This window comes from Streptomyces smyrnaeus, from assembly GCF_017676345.1.
In the GTDB taxonomy this organism is placed as follows: Bacteria; Actinomycetota; Actinomycetes; order Streptomycetales; family Streptomycetaceae; genus Streptomyces; species Streptomyces smyrnaeus.
Genome location: NZ_JAFFZM010000008.1, coordinates 275,589 through 290,043 on the forward strand (window position 1 = coordinate 275,589; position 14,455 = coordinate 290,043).

Genomic DNA, 14,455 nt, shown 5'->3' on the forward strand with positions numbered 1-14,455 from the left:
GGCTTGCCCGGCGACGAGCGTCGAGCGACGATCTCGCGTACCCCGCCCGGGGGGGGGGCTGCGCTCACGCCCGCGGGTAGCGGGCCAGCCAGGCGGGGGAGGCCGTGCCGGGGCCGTGCAGCGCGGGACCCTGCGTCATCTCCATCGCGAAGTCGTCGGCCAGCTCCAGGATCGTGGCGCGGCCCTCCAACTCGGCCACCCAGCCGGGCGGAAGCGCTGTCTCACCGTGCATGGCGCCCAGCAGGTTGCCGCAGACCGAGCCGGTCGAGTCGCTGTCCCCGCTGTGGTTGACGGCCAGCAGCAGGCCGTGCCGGACGTCCTCGGCGACCAGCGCGCAGTAGACGCCGATGGACAGCGCCTCCTCGGCCGTCCAGCCCTCCCCCAGCGCCGCCACCCGATCCGGTGACGGCATGCCCTGGCGGACGGCGCCCAGGGCCCGCTTGAGCGCGTCGGTCGTCTCCTGGTGCCCCGGACGGGCCGACAGGTGCACCAGGGCGCGCTGCACGGCGGTGTCCAGGTCGTCGCCGCGGGCGAGCGTGTGGACGATCGCGGCGAACGCGCCGGCAGCCAGACAGCCGGTGGGGTGGCCGTGTGTCTGTGCGGCGCACTCGACAGCCAGTTGGAAGACCAGTCCGGGCTCCCAGCCCACCAGCAGCCCGAACGGCGCCGAGCGCATCACTGTGCCGCAGCCTTTGGAGTCGGCGTTCTTGGGCTGCTCCAGGGTGCCCATACGGGGATCCGCCAGTCCGCTGAGGCAGGCGTTGCCGGGAGCGCGGCGGGCGTAGAGCCACTCCTCGCGGGCGAGCCAGCCGTCGTTCTCCCGGCGCTCGTCGGGGCCCCAGTCCCGCTGGGTGGTCGCCCAGCGGCGGTAGGCGGCGTGCACGTCGGTGGGCGGGTGCCAGGCGCCGGTGTCGCGGCGTACATGGGCGCGGATGAGGCCGTCCACGGTGAACAGCGTCATCTGGGTGTCGTCGGTGACCGCGCCCCTGCGGCCGTACGCGGGCACATAGTCGGTGACACCCTGCGGGCCCCACTTCTCCCGGATGGCGGCCAGCGAGTCGAACTCGACGCCCGCACCGAGCGCGTCACCGATCGCACCGCCCAGCAGGCAGCCGCGCACCCTGCTGCGGAAGTCCTGCTGCTCGGCACGCCCCCATATGGCCGTCGGGGCACCGTCCCCGCCACCCGCACCTGTCACGATTCGCTGCCCTTCCTCGCCTCCTTGTGGCTCCCGCACTGTAGTAAAGATCCGGCCGGGCGGAGGGGGGAGTGCGGGAGCCGTCCGGCGTCACACCACCGGCAGCAGGTCCGGCAGATGACCGTCCGAGGCGTGGGCCGCCTCGACCCGCTCCGGCGGCACCTCGCCGTATCGGGTCGTACGGGGACGGGCGGGACGGCCCGCCGCTTCGGCGATGGCGACCAGGTCCTTGATGGACCGGTAGGAGCCGTAGGAGGAGCCCGCCATGCGGGAGATCGTCTCCTCCATGAGGGTGCCGCCCAGGTCGTTGGCGCCGGAGCGGAGCATCTCGGCAGCCCCTTCGGTGCCCAGCTTGACCCAGCTCGTCTGGATGTTGGGGATCCAGGGGTGGAGCAGCAGCCGCGCCATGGCGGTGACGGCGCGGTTCTCGCGCGCGGTCGGCCCCGGGCGGGCGATACCGGCGAGGTAGACGGGCGCGTTGGTGTGGATGAAGGGCAGCGTCACGAACTCGCTGAAGCCGGGCACCCCCTTCTCCTGGGCCGACCGCTGGATGTCGGCCAGCAGCCGCAGATGGCCCAGCCAGTGGCGGGGCTGGTCCACGTGGCCGTACATCATCGTGGAGGTCGAGCCCAGACCCACCTCGTGCGCCGTCTTGACGACCTCGACCCAGGTGGCCGTCGGGAGCTTGCCCTTGGTGAGGATCCAGCGGACCTCGTCGTCCAGGATCTCGGCCGCCGTGCCCGGGATGGAGTCCAGCCCGGCCTCCTTGGCGGCGGTCAGCCACTCGCGGATGGACATGCCGGTGCGGGTGGCGCCGTTGACCACCTCCATGGGGGAGAAAGCGTGCACATGGATGCCCGGTACGCGTTCCTTGACGGCTCGTGCGATGTCGAAGTAGGCGGTGCCCGGCAGATCGGGGTGGATACCGCCCTGCATGCACACCTCGACCGCTCCCACGTCCCACGCCTGCTGGGCCCGTTCGGCGACCTGCTCCAGGGAGAGCGTGAAGGCGTCGGCGTCCGTACGGCGCTGCGCGAAGGCGCAGAAGCGGCAGCCGGTGTAGCAGACGTTGGTGAAGTTGATGTTGCGGGTGACGATGTACGTCACCTCGTCGCCGACCGCGTCACGGCGTACGTCGTCCGCCGTGCGGCACAGCGCGTCCAGCGCGGGCCCGTCGGCGTGCAGCAGGGCGAGGGCCTGTTCGTCGGTGAGCCCGGTCGGGTCGTCGGCGGCCTGGCCCAGGGCCTCCCGCACATCGGAGTCGACGCGCTGGGGCGCCATCCCGGGTGCGGCGCGCTCGCGCAGCTCCTGCCAGTCGCCGTACACCTCGTCGAAGTCGTCCCGCCGGTCGGCGCTGCGGCCCTCGGTGTCGATGGTGCGGTGCAGATCGGTGCGGCCCATGGGGGTGAAGCCCTCGTCCGGCTCCTGCCAGGGCAGCCCCTCGGGGCGTACGTCGGTACGTGCCAGCCCCGTGTCCGGGTCGGCCAGCGCCTGTACGTGCGGCAGGACGCGCGGGTCCAGCCACGGCTCGCCGCGCCGGACGAACTCGGGGTAGACGGCGAGGCGTTCGCGCAGCTCGAACCCGGCCGCCGCGCTCTTGTCGGCCAGCTCGTCGATGTGCGGCCAGGGGCGCTCGGGGTTGACGTGGTCCGGGGTGAGCGGGGAGACGCCGCCCCAGTCGTCGATGCCCGCCCCGATCAGCCGCGCGTACTCGGCGTCCACCAGGTTCGGCGGCGCCTGGAGGCAGCCGGACGGGCCCATGATGTGCCGCGCCACGGCGACGGTCGCCACCAGGTCGTCCAGTTCGGCGTCGGGCATACCGCGCATCGCCGTGTCCGGCTTGGCGCGGAAGTTCTGGATGATCAGCTCCTGGATGCCGTGGTACGCACGCTGCACACGGCGCAGCGCGAACAGCGACTCGGCACGCTCCTCGTGCGTCTCCCCGATGCCGATGAGCAGCCCGCTGGTGAACGGGACGTTGGAGCGGCCGGCGTCCTCCAGCACCCGCAGCCGGACCGCGGGCTCCTTGTCGGGCGAGCCGTGGTGCGGGCCGCCCGGCTCGCTCCACAGCCGTTCGGCGGTGGTCTCCAGCATCATGCCCATGGAGGGTGCGACGGGCTTGAGCCGCTGGAAGTCCGTCCACGACAGCACCCCGGGGTTGAGGTGCGGCAGCAGGCCGGTCTCCTCCAGGATGCGGATGGCCACGGCGCGGACGTAGGCGAGCGTGTCGTCGTAGCCCTCCGCTTCGAGCCAGGCACGGGCCTCGGGCCAGCGGTCCTCCGGCTTGTCGCCGAGGGTGATCAAGGCTTCCTTGCAGCCGAGCTCGGCCCCCCGGCGGGCGATGTCGAGGACTTCGTCCATCGACATGTACATCCCGTGTCCCTCACGCCGCAGCTTGCCGGGCACGGTCACGAAGGTGCAGTAGTGGCACTTGTCGCGGCACAGCCGGGTGAGGGGCAGGAAGACGCTCTTGGAGTACGTGATGACACCGGGCCGCCCAGCAGCGGCCAGACCCGCGTCTCTGACGCGGGCCGCCGACGCGGTGAGGTCCGCCAGGTCCTCGCCCCGCGCCTGGAGCAGCACAGCGGCTTCCGTCACATCGAGCGCGACCCCGTCCCGCGCCCGCTTGAGGGCTCGCCGCATCGCGTTGGCCGTCGGCGTCTGTCCGTGTGAGGTCATCCCCCGAGCGTAGCCCTCGACACGGACGGCGCAGGTGGCGCGGGGTGGCCGCCCAGCCGGCCGGCGCTCGGGCCCTCCTGCTCCCGGACTGAGTCCAGCAGGTGCTCGGCCGCTCGGCGGACGACCGCACCGCGGACGACCGCCCACCGCCTGTCTGTGCACGCCTCACAGGTACCGCGCGTAGTCGTCCAGGGTGCGCAGGACCTCCGGTTCGGTGCCGGAGGGCAGCTGCAACAGGACCTCCTCGGCGCCCAGGTCGCGGTAGTGCCGCAGTTTGCCCGGGGACGGGAGGACATAGGCGGGGACGACGGCCGGAGCGCCCGACCGGCCCGCCGAGCGCCAGGCGTCGTGGAGAGGGGTGAGGGCGTCCTTGAGGCCGCTGCCGCCGATCGGCAGCCAGCCGTCCGCGTACTCGGCGACGTGGGCGAAGAGGGTGGGGCCCGCGGCTCCGCCCACCAGCAGGCGGGGGCCGCCGGGGCGCACCGGTTTGGGGTGCGCCAGCGAGGCGCGTACGGAGCCGAACTCGCCCTCGTAGGCCGTGGGCACCGGCGCCCAAAGGGCCCGCATCAAGGCGATGCGCTCGCGTACCAGGTCGCGGCGGCGGCGCCAGGTGACGTTGTGGTCGGCGGCCTCCTCCACGTTCCACCCGAAGCCCACGCCCAGCGTGAACCGGCCGCCGCACATCCGATCCAGGGTGGCGATCTGCTTGGCCAGCACGATGGGATCGTGCTGGGCGACCAGCGTGACGCTGGTGCCCAACGCGAGCCGTTCGGTGACGGTCGCGGCGGCGGCCAGGGCCACCATCGGGTCCAGGGTGCGCCCGTAGGGGCGGGGTAACAAGGGCACCTCCCGGCCGTCGGCCGGGGCGGGTCCGCCCATCGGGGCCGGTGTCCGCCTGCTGACCGGGATATGGGTGTGCTCGGGCAGATACAGACCGCCGAAGCCGCGCTCTTCCAGCGCGCTGGCGAGCCGGGCGGGCACAATGGTCTCGTCGGTGAGCATGACTGTCGTCGAGATCCGCATGCGGTCACTGTGCCCGCGCCGGGTGGGGAACTCCATGGCCACGCGGCGCCTTCAGGGGCGGCGCCTTTTGATGCGGCGCCTTCGCGAGCGGCGCGGCAGTTGGCCCACACGCCACCGCGGGGACTTCTCCCTCTCACCGACCGCGCGTACAACTCCCCCATGGACACCCCGACGGACACTCCCATGGGCAGACGCGACGCGCTGCGGCTCTCTCTCGCTGCCGGGGCCGCGACAGCAGTGACACTCTCCCAAGCCGGCTTCGCCCGCGCCGAGGACGGTGCGACAGCGCAGCTGACCTTGCGCGGGCACCTGCCGCCCGGTGCACCCGACTTCGTGTACCTGCCGATCAAGATTCCCGAGGGGGTGCGCGAGATCGCGGTCTCCTACCGCTACGACAAGCCGGACGTGCCGCAGGGCACGCCCGGCAACGCGCTGGACATCGGCATCTTCGACCAGCGCGGCACGGCGCTGGGGGGACGCGGATTCCGCGGCTGGTCCGGCGGTTTCCGGGACTCCTTCGTGATCAGCGCGCAGAAGGCGACCCCCGGCTATCTGGCCGGCCCGGTGCGGGCGGGCACCTGGCATGTGGTGCTCGGTCCCTACACGGTGGCGCCGCAGGGCATGGACTACGAGGTGACGGTCACGCTGCGGCACGGTGAGCCGGGTCGGACCCCGCGGCCGGAGTACCCGCCGGAGCGTGCCAAGGGGCGGGGCCGGACCTGGTACCGGGGCGACTGCCATCTGCACACGGTGCACTCGGACGGGCGCCGTACGCCGGAGGAGGTGGCGGCAGCGGCGCGCGCCGCCGGGCTGGACTTCCTGACCACCACGGAGCACAACACCACCTCCGGGCACGCCGCCTGGCAGGGGTTGTGGGGAGACGACCTGCTGGTGCTGTGCGGCGAGGAGATCACCACCCGCAACGGCCACTACCTCGCGCTCGGCACCGACCCTGGCACCTTCCTCGACTGGCGCTACCGGGCCACCGACGACGCCTACCCGCGGTTCGCGCGGGCCGTCCACCGGGCGGGCGGCCTGGTGGTACCGGCGCATCCGAACTGCCCGTTCGTGGGGTGCCGGTGGAAGTTCGGCTACGACCACGCGGACGCGGTCGAGGTGTGGAACGGGCCGTGGACGGCCGACGACGAGCTCGCGCTGGCCGCCTGGGACAACATGCTCGTCAGCCGCGAGGGGTGGCTGCCCGCCATGGGGAACAGCGACGCGCACCGCGAGGGGCAGGACGTGGGTGCGCCGCAGACCGTCGTCCACGCGGACGCTCTGGAGCGCGGCCCGCTGCTGGAGGGGATCCGGGCGGGGCGGTCGTATCTGGCCGAGTCCTCGAAGATCTCCGTCGAGCTGCGGGCCACCACCCCCGGCGGCGGACACGCGACGCTCGGGGAGACGCTGCGGGCCCGGCCCGACACCTCGGTGGACGTCACCCTCACCGTACGCGGCGCTCCGAAGGGCGCCACGCTGGAGCTGATCACGGACCAGGGCACCATGCGCACCGGCACCGGTCCGAGGCTCACCTGGCGGACGACTCCCTCGCAGGCCCGGTATGTGCGGGCCGAGGTACGCCACCCCGCGCAGGAGGGCGCCGGGCTGCCCGGCGCCATGGCGGCCATGACGAACCCCGTCCGGCTGGGCGACGAGTGGGAGTGAGGCCGCGGCGTCGGTGAGGGTGGTGGCAGCGGGGGCCCGCCCCGGGCGGGCTACCGCGTGCCGACCGTCTCCGTGTCGCGGCCCGAGCGCAGGATCTTGCCGGGGACGGCACCGGTCACCCTGTCGTCGCGGATGGTCTCCACACCGTTGACCCATACGCCGACGATGCCCACCGCGCGCGAGTCGAGCCGGGGGCTGTCGCCGGGCAGGTCGTGGACGAGTCTGGCCTGGCCCGCGTCGATGCGTTCCGGGTCGAAGAGCACCAGGTCCGCGTGCCAGCCCTCGCGCACCCGGCCGCGCTCGCGCAGTCCGAACAGCCGGGCCGGTTCGTCGGTGAGCATCCGCACGGCGTGCTCCAGGCCGACCAGTTTCCGGCCGCGCAGACAGTCGCCCAAAAAGCGCGTGGTGTACGGCGCGCCGCACATGCGGTCCAGGTGGGCACCGGCGTCAGAGCCGCCCAGCATGACGTCCTGGTGTTCCCAGGTCTGCCTGCGCAGCTGCCAGCTCGCCGGATCGTTGTCGGTGGGCATCGGCCACAGCACGGTACGCAGGTCGTCCTCGGCGCAGATGTCCACCAGGCAGGCGAAGGGGTCCTGGCCGCGTTCGGCGGCGATGTCGGCGACGACGCGGCCCGTCAGTCCCTCGTTGGCGGGGGCGTAGGTGTCGCCGATGACGTACCGGTCGAAGCGGGCCAGCCGCCGGAAGACGCCTGCTTCCTTGCTGTCGGCGCGGCGCAGCATCTCGGCGCGTACGTCGGCGTCCCGCAGGGTGGCGATGCGTTCGGGCACGGGCAGCCCGAGGATGTCGCCCCAGCCGGGGATGAGGTTGAGCGCGCAGAAGGTGCCCAGCGACATGTTCATGGGGGTGAGGATGGGCATGGTGAGCGCGACGACCCGGCCTCCCTCCTTGCGGGCGTGCTCACTGGCGGCCAGCTGCCGTGGCACCCGTTCGGGTACGGCGGCGTCGATGGTGAGCACGTTCCAGTTCAGCGGCCGTCCGGCGGTCGCCGACATGCGCGCCAGCAGGTCGATCTCCTGGTCGGAGAACTGGTCCAGGCAGCCGGCGACGATGGCCTCGATCTGGGTGCCCTCGTGGTCGGCGACGGCGCGGGAGAGCGCCAGCAGTTCCTCCGGCCCGGCGTGCCGGGAGGCGACGGGGTTGCCGTCGCCGTCGGAGTGGGTGGACGACTGGGTGGTCGACAGCCCCCAGGCGCCCGCCTCCATCGCCTCGTGGAAGAGCCGCAGCATACGGGCGAGCTGTGCGTCGTCGGGCTGTCCGCCGATGGCGTCCGGGCCCATCACGTGCCGCCGCAGCGCGCAGTGGCCCACCATGAACCCCGCGTTGACGGCGGTACGGCCCTCCAGTGCGTCCAGGTAGTCGCCGAAGGTGTGCCAGTTCCAGGGCGCCCCTTCCTCCAGCGCGACCAGGGACATGCCCTCCACCTTGGACATCATCCGCCGTGTGTAGTCGGCGTCCTGGGGGCGCTGCGGGTTGAGCGGAGCCAGGGTGAAGCCGCAGTTGCCGCCGGCGACGGTGGTGACGCCGTGGTTCATGGAGGGGGTGGCGTACGGGTCCCAGAACAGCTGGGCGTCGTAGTGGGTGTGCGGGTCGACGAACCCGGGGGCGAGGACCAGTCCGGTGGCGTCCTGGCTGCTGCGGGCCTCCTCGTGGAGCGTCCCGGGTTCGGCGACGTGGGCGATGCGGCCGTCCCGGATACCGACGTCGGCCCGGTGGGCGGGGGCGCCGGTGCCGTCGACGACGGTGGCGCCCGTGATGAGGTGGTCAAGCATGCTGCGCGGTCCTCCTTCGGTCGTCCTGCCGTCCGAGCTGCGCGCGGCGCCTGCGGGGCGCGGGTCAGCTGTTGCGTGCCGCGTCGCGGAAGCGGGTGGTCCGGTGCACCGGGTCGGTGTCGATCTGCGGGATCACGTGCTCGCCGATGAGCTTGATCGTGTTCATGGTGTCCTCGTACGGGATACCGATGGGCAGGCCGAAGGAGAGCTGGTCGGCACCCGCCTGTTCCCAGCGCTTGCACTGGCGCAGCACTTCTTCGGGGTTGCCGCAGATCATCAGTTCCTCGGCGATCAGCAGATCGACGACTTCCTCGGTGTAGTCGGGGATCAGCTCCGGCCACTGCGGGATGCCCTGGGGCCGGGGGAAGGTGTCGTGGTAGCGGAAGAGAAGCGACTGCAGGTAGTTGAGGCCGCCGTCGACGGCGATCTGCTTGGCCTTCTGCGTGGTCTCGGCGCAGATCGCGGTCGAGGTCACCATGACGTTGTCGTTGACGTAGCCACCGATGGGCCGGGCATCCTTGACCGCGCCCTTGTAGGACTCGAGGACCCACTCCATGTCGGAGACCTTCTGGACGCTGAAGCCCAGCACCCCGAGCCCCTTCTTCGCGGCCATCGCATACGAGGAGGGCGAACCGGCCGCGTACCACATCGCCGGGTGTGAGCCGCCGTACGGCTTGGGAAGGATCTTGCGTGGGGGCAACGACCAGTGCTGCCCCTGGAACCCCTGGTATTCGTCCTGCAGCCACATCTTGGGGAACTCGGCGATGGTCTCCTCCCAGATCTCCTTGGTGTGGTTCATGTCGGTGACTCCCGGCAGGAACCCGAGGATCTCGTGGGAGCCCGCGCCCCGCCCGGAGCCGAACTCGAAGCGCCCGCCGGTCAGGTGGTCGAGCATGGCGACCTTCTCCGCCACCTTGACCGGGTGGTTGACCTGCGGCAGCGGGTTGAAGATCCCGGAGCCGAGGTGGATGCGGTCGGTGGCGTGCGCGAGGTAGCCGAGGAAGACGTCGTTGGCCGACAGATGGCTGTACTCCTCCAGGAAGTGGTGCTCGGAGGCCCAGGCGTACTTGAAGCCGGACTTGTCGGCCTGGATGACGTACTCGGTCTCCTCGACCAGTGCGTTGTGCTCGGCCTGCGGATCGGTCCGGGCCCGCGCGGCGGGCACGTACCCCTGAACAAAGAGCCCGAACTCCACGGTGTCATCTCCTTGGGCGACTGTTTCTGACGTACCGTCAGATTGCGATGGAACCGACTCTGGCACCGCCGGGTGAGGCCGTCAATACGACGGAAACCCCTCCATGACCCCGGACGGGCCGGTGCACACGTGAAGGTGACGTGAAGGAACGATCATGAAATGCTGAAGGACTTGCGAAGTCTTCCTGCCGGAAATCGGGGCACCCTCCGGTACATCGGCACCCTCGTTCCGCAAGCGAAGGAGCAAACGCCGAGTGCGGCGGGTGGGGAGCGCTGCCGCAACGAAGTGGAGCGAACGGGTCCGCCCTCAGAGCACCGAGACGCCAGCAAGCCAGCCGCCGTCGACGACGAACGGCTGCCCCGTCACATACGAGGAGTCCGCGCAGCTGAGGAAGAGCGCCAGCCTGGCGACCTCCTCCGGGCGGCCCATCCGGCCCTGCGGGATGAGCTTGGCGTAGAAGGCGTCGAGGCTGCCGTCACGGTCGGCGCCACTGCCGCTGCCACTGCCGGCACCGGCGTCGGCGTCGGCGTCGAGGACGGCGTCGCGGTCGAGCCGAAGGCCGCTGTCCACCGCCTTCGCGGGGTTCGTCATCGCCGTGTCGATCGCGCCGGGGCACATGGCGTTGACGCGGATGCCCCGGCTCGCGAGCTCCATCGACGCCACCCGGGTCATACCGACGATCGCCGCCTTGGTCGCCGCGTACGCGGTCAGACAGGCCATCCCCGCCATCGCCGCGTACGAGGCCGTGTTGACGACGGTGCCGCCGCCTGCCGCCTCGATGCGCGGGGCGAGGGTCTTCATACCCAGGAAGCAGCCGGTCTGGTTGACGTCGACCACCTCGCGGAACTCGGCGACCGGCGTGGTGGTCAGCGCGTTGAAGCGAAGGATGCCGGCGTTGTTGATCAGGCCGTCCACCGCGCCGAAAGCCTCTTCGGCGAGGTCGGCGGCGGACTGCCAGTCGGCCTCTTCACGTACGTCGAGATGGACGTAGCGGGCGCGGTGGGCGCCGAGTTCGGCCGCGACCTGTTCGCCCTCGTCGTCGAGCACGTCGCCGAGCACCACCTTGCCGCCCTCGGCGGCGAACAGCCGTGCCTCTTCCGCGCCCTGACCGCGTGCGGCGCCGCTGATCACGACGACCCTGCCGTCGAGCTTCCCCATGTCTGCCTCCTCGGGCTACGGCGCTCCCAGCCGGGGTGCGGCCTCCGCCGCGAACAGCGCCATCTGGTCCAGCAGTTCGTCCAGCGACCGGGAGCGGAAGCGCAGCTGGAGCTGGGTGACGCCCATGTCCCGGTAGGGGCGCAGCGCGGCGGCCACCGACTCGGCGGAACCGCGCAGGGTGCGGCGGCCCACGTCCCAGGTGGGCCGCCCCAGATAGAGGGGCTCGGCGATGGCGCCGACGGTGAAGGGGGTCTCGGCGAGTCCCGCCTCCTCCCGGAGGCGGCGGATGCGGTCGATCTTGGACGGCAGCGCCTCGCGGGGGTCGCCCTGCGGCAGCCAGCCGTCGCCGCGCAGGGCGGCGCGGCGCACCGCGCGGGGCGAGGAGCCGCCGACCCACAGGGGTGGTCGTGGGCGCTGCGCGGGGCGCGGCCGCTGCCCCAGGTCGGCGAAGGTGTAGCGGTCCCCCGAGAAGGCGGGGAACTCCTCTTCGCCGAGCGCGGCCTTCAGCGCGTCGACGGTCTCGTCCAGTACGGCGCCCCGGGCGGGGAAGTCGGCGCCGAGCGCTTCGAACTCCTCGCGTACATGTCCGGCGCCCACGCCCAGGACGAGTCGGCCGCCGGAGAGGTGGTCGAGTGTGGCGTACTGCTTGGCGGTGGCCAGGGGGTGCCGCAGGCCGACGACGGCGACATGGCTGAGCAGGGCGACGCGCTCGGTGGCGGCTGCCAGGAAGGACAGGGTGGCCACGGGGTCGTACCACACGGTGCTCATGGCACCGGCCAGTCTCCGCGGCACGGCCACGTGCTCGCAGCAGCCGATGTAGGCGAATCCGTGCCGGTCGGCGGCGCGGGCCACGGCGAGGAGCGCGGCGGGCCCGGCTGCCGCCTCCCAGGGCTCGGCGTAGAGGGTGCTCTGCGACTGGACCGGCAGCTGGATCCCGTAGGCCTGCTGTCCGGTAGGGAAGGTCAGCACGCGACCCATACTCATATCTGACGGGCCGTCAGGCAAGAGGGCGGCAGCGGTCGACTCCCCGCCGGGCCCGGCCGCCGCTCCCCTGTGTGGCATCACACACTCCGGTACGGCAGCAGGCGGTCCTGCCAGGGCCTTCCGCCCGTTCGGCGGGCCACCCCGCCCCGGTAGGGGTGGCCTGACCCTTACTCAGAGGTGTTAGCCTCAGCGCCGCGCGCGGCGCGTTTGCTCTCGGCAACCAGGAGCACGGATTCCACATCCGGCTGCGCGCGCAGCGCCACTGAGGGAACATGGCGGCACTGCTGTTTCCTGATCAGTTCGTGATCCTTCGCGGACTGGGCCAGACCGCACGACAATCCAATCGCTCAAGGACGCCGATGACCGAGATACCGGTGGCGCTGACCGTCATCCTGTCCGTGGGGACGGCGGCCGCCGTGGCACTCGCCCTCCTGCTGGCGCGTTCGACGCGGGAGACGAGGCGGTTGCGACAGCGCTCCGCCGCGGCCGACAAGGACCTGCAGGAAGCGCTGCGCCAGCAGGCGGCCCTCGCCGGGCGCGCGCAGGCGACGGAGGCAGAGGTGCGGCACCTGGCGGGCGCCCGCATCCCGGACCTGACCGCGGCGCTCGCCCACCCGAACGTCCCCGTGCGCGGCCTGCTCGACCCCTCCTTCCGGGGCACGGAGGTCGACCGCGCGCTCACCACGGTGCTGGAGCAGGTCAGCGACGCCGTCACCAAGGAGCGGCTGCGCGTGGACGGCGCCGCACAGGCCGCCATGCGCGGTGCGACGACCACCATCCAGGCGCTGCTCTACCAGCTGCAGACGCGGTTGCAGACGATGCAGGAACGCTACGACGACCCGTTCGTGGCCGAGGACCTGCTGGCCGCCGACTTCCTCAACGAGCAGGCGCTGCGCCGTATCCAGTCCACCGCGATCGTCTGCGGCGCCTGGCCCGGACTGACCCGGCAGAACTCGCACCTGGGTGACATCGTCGTCGGCGCGATGTCGCGGCTGAGCGGCTACGAGCGCGTCCAGGTCACCAACCAGCTGCGCGACCCGGTGGGCGTGGTGGCGCGGGCCGTGGAGCCGGCGGCCGTGGTGCTCACCGAGCTGCTCGCCAACGCGCTCCACTACTCCCACCCCGAACTCCCCGTTGCCGTAACGATCCAGCAGGGCAACCGCGGCGCCTCGGTGATCATCGACGACGCCGGTGTCGGTATGCATGCCGAGGAGATGGACCGCGCCCAGCGGATGATGGCGGGCCAGGACAGCGTGCTGCTGACCGAACTCGGCGACCCGCCCAAGACGGGCTTCGCCACCGTGGGCCAGCTCGCCAAGCAGTACGGCTTCACCGCGTCCGTCGAGCCGTCCCCCTACGGCGGTGTCCGGGCCATCGTCCACATCCCCGGCGAACCGCTGTTGACGCTGCTCGACGAGGAGGAGCAGCCGATGTCCCCCATGGCCCCGGTGCCGCGGGCCAGCGCGAGCTCCGCCGCGCCGGTCGCCTCGGCGCTGCCCGGTCACACCGCCACACAGCGCCCGGCCCAGCCCGAGCCCGCGCAGGCCGACACCACCCAGCTGGGCGTCGGCGCCGGCCGTACGAGCGAGCCCACGCGGCCCGGGCCGGCCGACGACCCGCACGACCAGCTGTCCGAGGACGGGCTGCCGCGCCGCCGACGCCGGCGCCCGGTGCCGTACGTGGCGCTGGGCACCCCGGACGAGGCGTCGGCTCCCGCGTCGGGCGGCGACAGCGCGGCGCCCGCCCGGCCCGCCGAGGCCCCGCAGGCGTCGCCGGAGGAGAGCGCACAGCGCTGGGCGGCCTTCCAGCGCGGCACCAACTCGGGCCGCGAGGCCGCAGAGACGGGTACGCATCCCCAGGTGCCGCCGGCACCGAGCCCGGCCCCCGATCACGGCAGCGCGGTCCACCACGACCACTACGCCGATCCCCGTTCCGCTGAAGGGAATCCGCAGGAATGACAATCCCCGCACGCAGGTCACTCCGGGACGACACCTCATGGGTGCTGGGTCCGCTCCTGGAGTTGCCGCACGTCATCCACGCGGCCGTCATCTCCGGCGACGGCCTCATCGAGGGACGCTCGCCCAACCTGGAGCGGGACGCGGCCGAGGGTGTGGCCGCGATGCTCTCCGCGCTCCAGGGGGCCGCGCGTACGACCACGGCGGCGTTCGCCGGTTCGTTCGAGGCGCGGCTGCGGCAGACGGTGGTGGAGTCCGACCACGGCTGGGTCTTCGCGATCCCCGCGGGTGAGAACACCACGCTGGCCGTCTTCGCGGGGCCCGAGGTGAACATGGGTGTGGTCACGCACCAGATGCAGGTACAGGTCGCGTCGCTGGGGGCGAAGACCATGAGCACCCCGGCGAGGAACGACACGACCACATGACCCCGCCGCCCCGTGACGGCAGGCGCCTGGTGCCTGCGTATCTGGCGACGACCGGACGAGCCCGGCCCAGCCGCAACACCCTCGACCGCCTCACCGTGCTGCACGGCGCGGCGGACCCCTCGACGGTCTCCGGGCTCCGCCCGGAGGAGATCCGGCTGTTGGAGCTGCTGCGCGGTGGCGCGCTGTCGCTCGCCGAGGCCGCCGCGCATCTGCGGCTTCCGGTCAGTGTGGTCAAGGTCCTGGTGGCCGACCTGGTGGACACGGGCCGACTGATGGCCCGCGCCCCGATCCCCGACGCCGAACTGCCGGAGCGGCAGATTCTGGAGAAAGTTCTCAATGGACTCCGCACTCTCAAGTCCTCCTAGTCCGGAAACCCCGTCCGGCTC

At 72.2% G+C, this 14,455-nt stretch carries 11 protein-coding genes; 4 read left to right on the top strand and 7 right to left on the bottom strand.

Translation table 11 applies throughout. The annotated features are described in order from the left end of the window. Positions 1-64 precede the first annotated feature (64 nt). The 3 genes from JW613_RS15745 to JW613_RS15755 form a co-directional block, all read right to left on the bottom strand. Positions 65-1,198 (bottom strand): ADP-ribosylglycohydrolase family protein, encoded by a 1,134-nt coding sequence (locus tag JW613_RS15745; protein WP_209211435.1) that lies wholly within the window; start codon positions 1,196-1,198, stop codon positions 65-67. 90 nt (positions 1,199-1,288) lie between these two features. Beyond that, positions 1,289-3,877 (bottom strand): bifunctional FO biosynthesis protein CofGH, encoded by a 2,589-nt coding sequence (locus tag JW613_RS15750; RefSeq protein ID WP_209211436.1) that lies wholly within the window; start codon positions 3,875-3,877, stop codon positions 1,289-1,291. 165 nt (positions 3,878-4,042) lie between these two features. Then, positions 4,043-4,900 carry a TIGR03619 family F420-dependent LLM class oxidoreductase gene (locus tag JW613_RS15755; protein WP_209211437.1) on the bottom strand — a complete coding sequence of 286 codons (858 nt, stop codon included), beginning with the start codon at positions 4,898-4,900 and terminating at the stop codon, positions 4,043-4,045. A 183-nt stretch (positions 4,901-5,083) separates the two neighbouring features. On the opposite strand from JW613_RS15755, the gene JW613_RS15760 reads away from it, so the two are divergent. Beyond that, a complete protein-coding gene (locus JW613_RS15760) occupies positions 5,084-6,562 on the top strand; it encodes a CehA/McbA family metallohydrolase (RefSeq protein WP_209211507.1) in 1,479 nt (492 codons plus the stop codon). A 50-nt stretch (positions 6,563-6,612) separates the two neighbouring features. On the opposite strand, the gene JW613_RS15765 is transcribed toward JW613_RS15760, so the two are convergent. From JW613_RS15765 to JW613_RS15780, 4 genes are all read right to left on the bottom strand, one after another. Next, a complete protein-coding gene (locus tag JW613_RS15765; protein ID WP_209211438.1) occupies positions 6,613-8,352 on the bottom strand; it encodes an N-acyl-D-amino-acid deacylase family protein in 1,740 nt (579 codons plus the stop codon). A gap of 64 nt (positions 8,353-8,416) precedes the next feature. Then, complete coding sequence (locus tag JW613_RS15770; protein ID WP_209211439.1) at positions 8,417-9,547, bottom strand: LLM class flavin-dependent oxidoreductase; 1,131 nt, start codon at positions 9,545-9,547, stop codon at positions 8,417-8,419. A gap of 306 nt (positions 9,548-9,853) precedes the next feature. After that, on the bottom strand, positions 9,854-10,705 hold the full coding sequence (locus JW613_RS15775) for an SDR family NAD(P)-dependent oxidoreductase (protein WP_209211440.1): 852 nt from the start codon (positions 10,703-10,705) through the stop codon (positions 9,854-9,856). Positions 10,706-10,720: 15 nt separating this feature from the next. Then, positions 10,721-11,683 carry a TIGR03619 family F420-dependent LLM class oxidoreductase gene (locus JW613_RS15780; protein WP_209211441.1) on the bottom strand — a complete coding sequence of 321 codons (963 nt, stop codon included), beginning with the start codon at positions 11,681-11,683 and terminating at the stop codon, positions 10,721-10,723. Positions 11,684-12,048: 365 nt separating this feature from the next. Here JW613_RS15780 and JW613_RS15785 point away from each other — a divergent pair, with 365 nt between their 5' ends. The 3 genes from JW613_RS15785 to JW613_RS15795 are packed head-to-tail and all read left to right on the top strand — an operon-like array spanning position 12,049 to position 14,434. Beyond that, positions 12,049-13,647, top strand: coding sequence for an ATP-binding protein (locus JW613_RS15785; protein WP_209211442.1), 1,599 nt, complete (start codon positions 12,049-12,051; stop codon positions 13,645-13,647). After that, positions 13,644-14,069, top strand: coding sequence for a roadblock/LC7 domain-containing protein (locus JW613_RS15790; protein ID WP_099881995.1), 426 nt, complete (start codon positions 13,644-13,646; stop codon positions 14,067-14,069). Before JW613_RS15785 ends, JW613_RS15790 begins: the two co-directional genes overlap by 4 nt. Further along, on the top strand, positions 14,066-14,434 hold the full coding sequence (locus JW613_RS15795) for a DUF742 domain-containing protein (protein ID WP_099881997.1): 369 nt from the start codon (positions 14,066-14,068) through the stop codon (positions 14,432-14,434). The genes JW613_RS15790 and JW613_RS15795 overlap by 4 nt, the downstream gene beginning before the upstream one ends. The last annotated feature ends 21 nt before the right edge of the window (positions 14,435-14,455 follow it).

Coding starts and splice junctions, on each gene's coding strand:
- JW613_RS15795 (WP_099881997.1), top strand. CDS start 14,066: ATGACCCCGCCGCCCCGTGACGGCAGGCGCCTGGTGCCTGCGTATCTG.
- JW613_RS15755 (WP_209211437.1), bottom strand. CDS start 4,900: ATGCGGATCTCGACGACAGTCATGCTCACCGACGAGACCATTGTGCCC.
- JW613_RS15760 (WP_209211507.1), top strand. CDS start 5,084: ATGGGCAGACGCGACGCGCTGCGGCTCTCTCTCGCTGCCGGGGCCGCG.
- JW613_RS15785 (WP_209211442.1), top strand. CDS start 12,049: ATGACCGAGATACCGGTGGCGCTGACCGTCATCCTGTCCGTGGGGACG.
- JW613_RS15790 (WP_099881995.1), top strand. CDS start 13,644: ATGACAATCCCCGCACGCAGGTCACTCCGGGACGACACCTCATGGGTG.
- JW613_RS15775 (WP_209211440.1), bottom strand. CDS start 10,705: ATGGGGAAGCTCGACGGCAGGGTCGTCGTGATCAGCGGCGCCGCACGC.
- JW613_RS15765 (WP_209211438.1), bottom strand. CDS start 8,352: ATGCTTGACCACCTCATCACGGGCGCCACCGTCGTCGACGGCACCGGC.
- JW613_RS15750 (WP_209211436.1), bottom strand. CDS start 3,877: ATGACCTCACACGGACAGACGCCGACGGCCAACGCGATGCGGCGAGCC.
- JW613_RS15780 (WP_209211441.1), bottom strand. CDS start 11,683: ATGGGTCGCGTGCTGACCTTCCCTACCGGACAGCAGGCCTACGGGATC.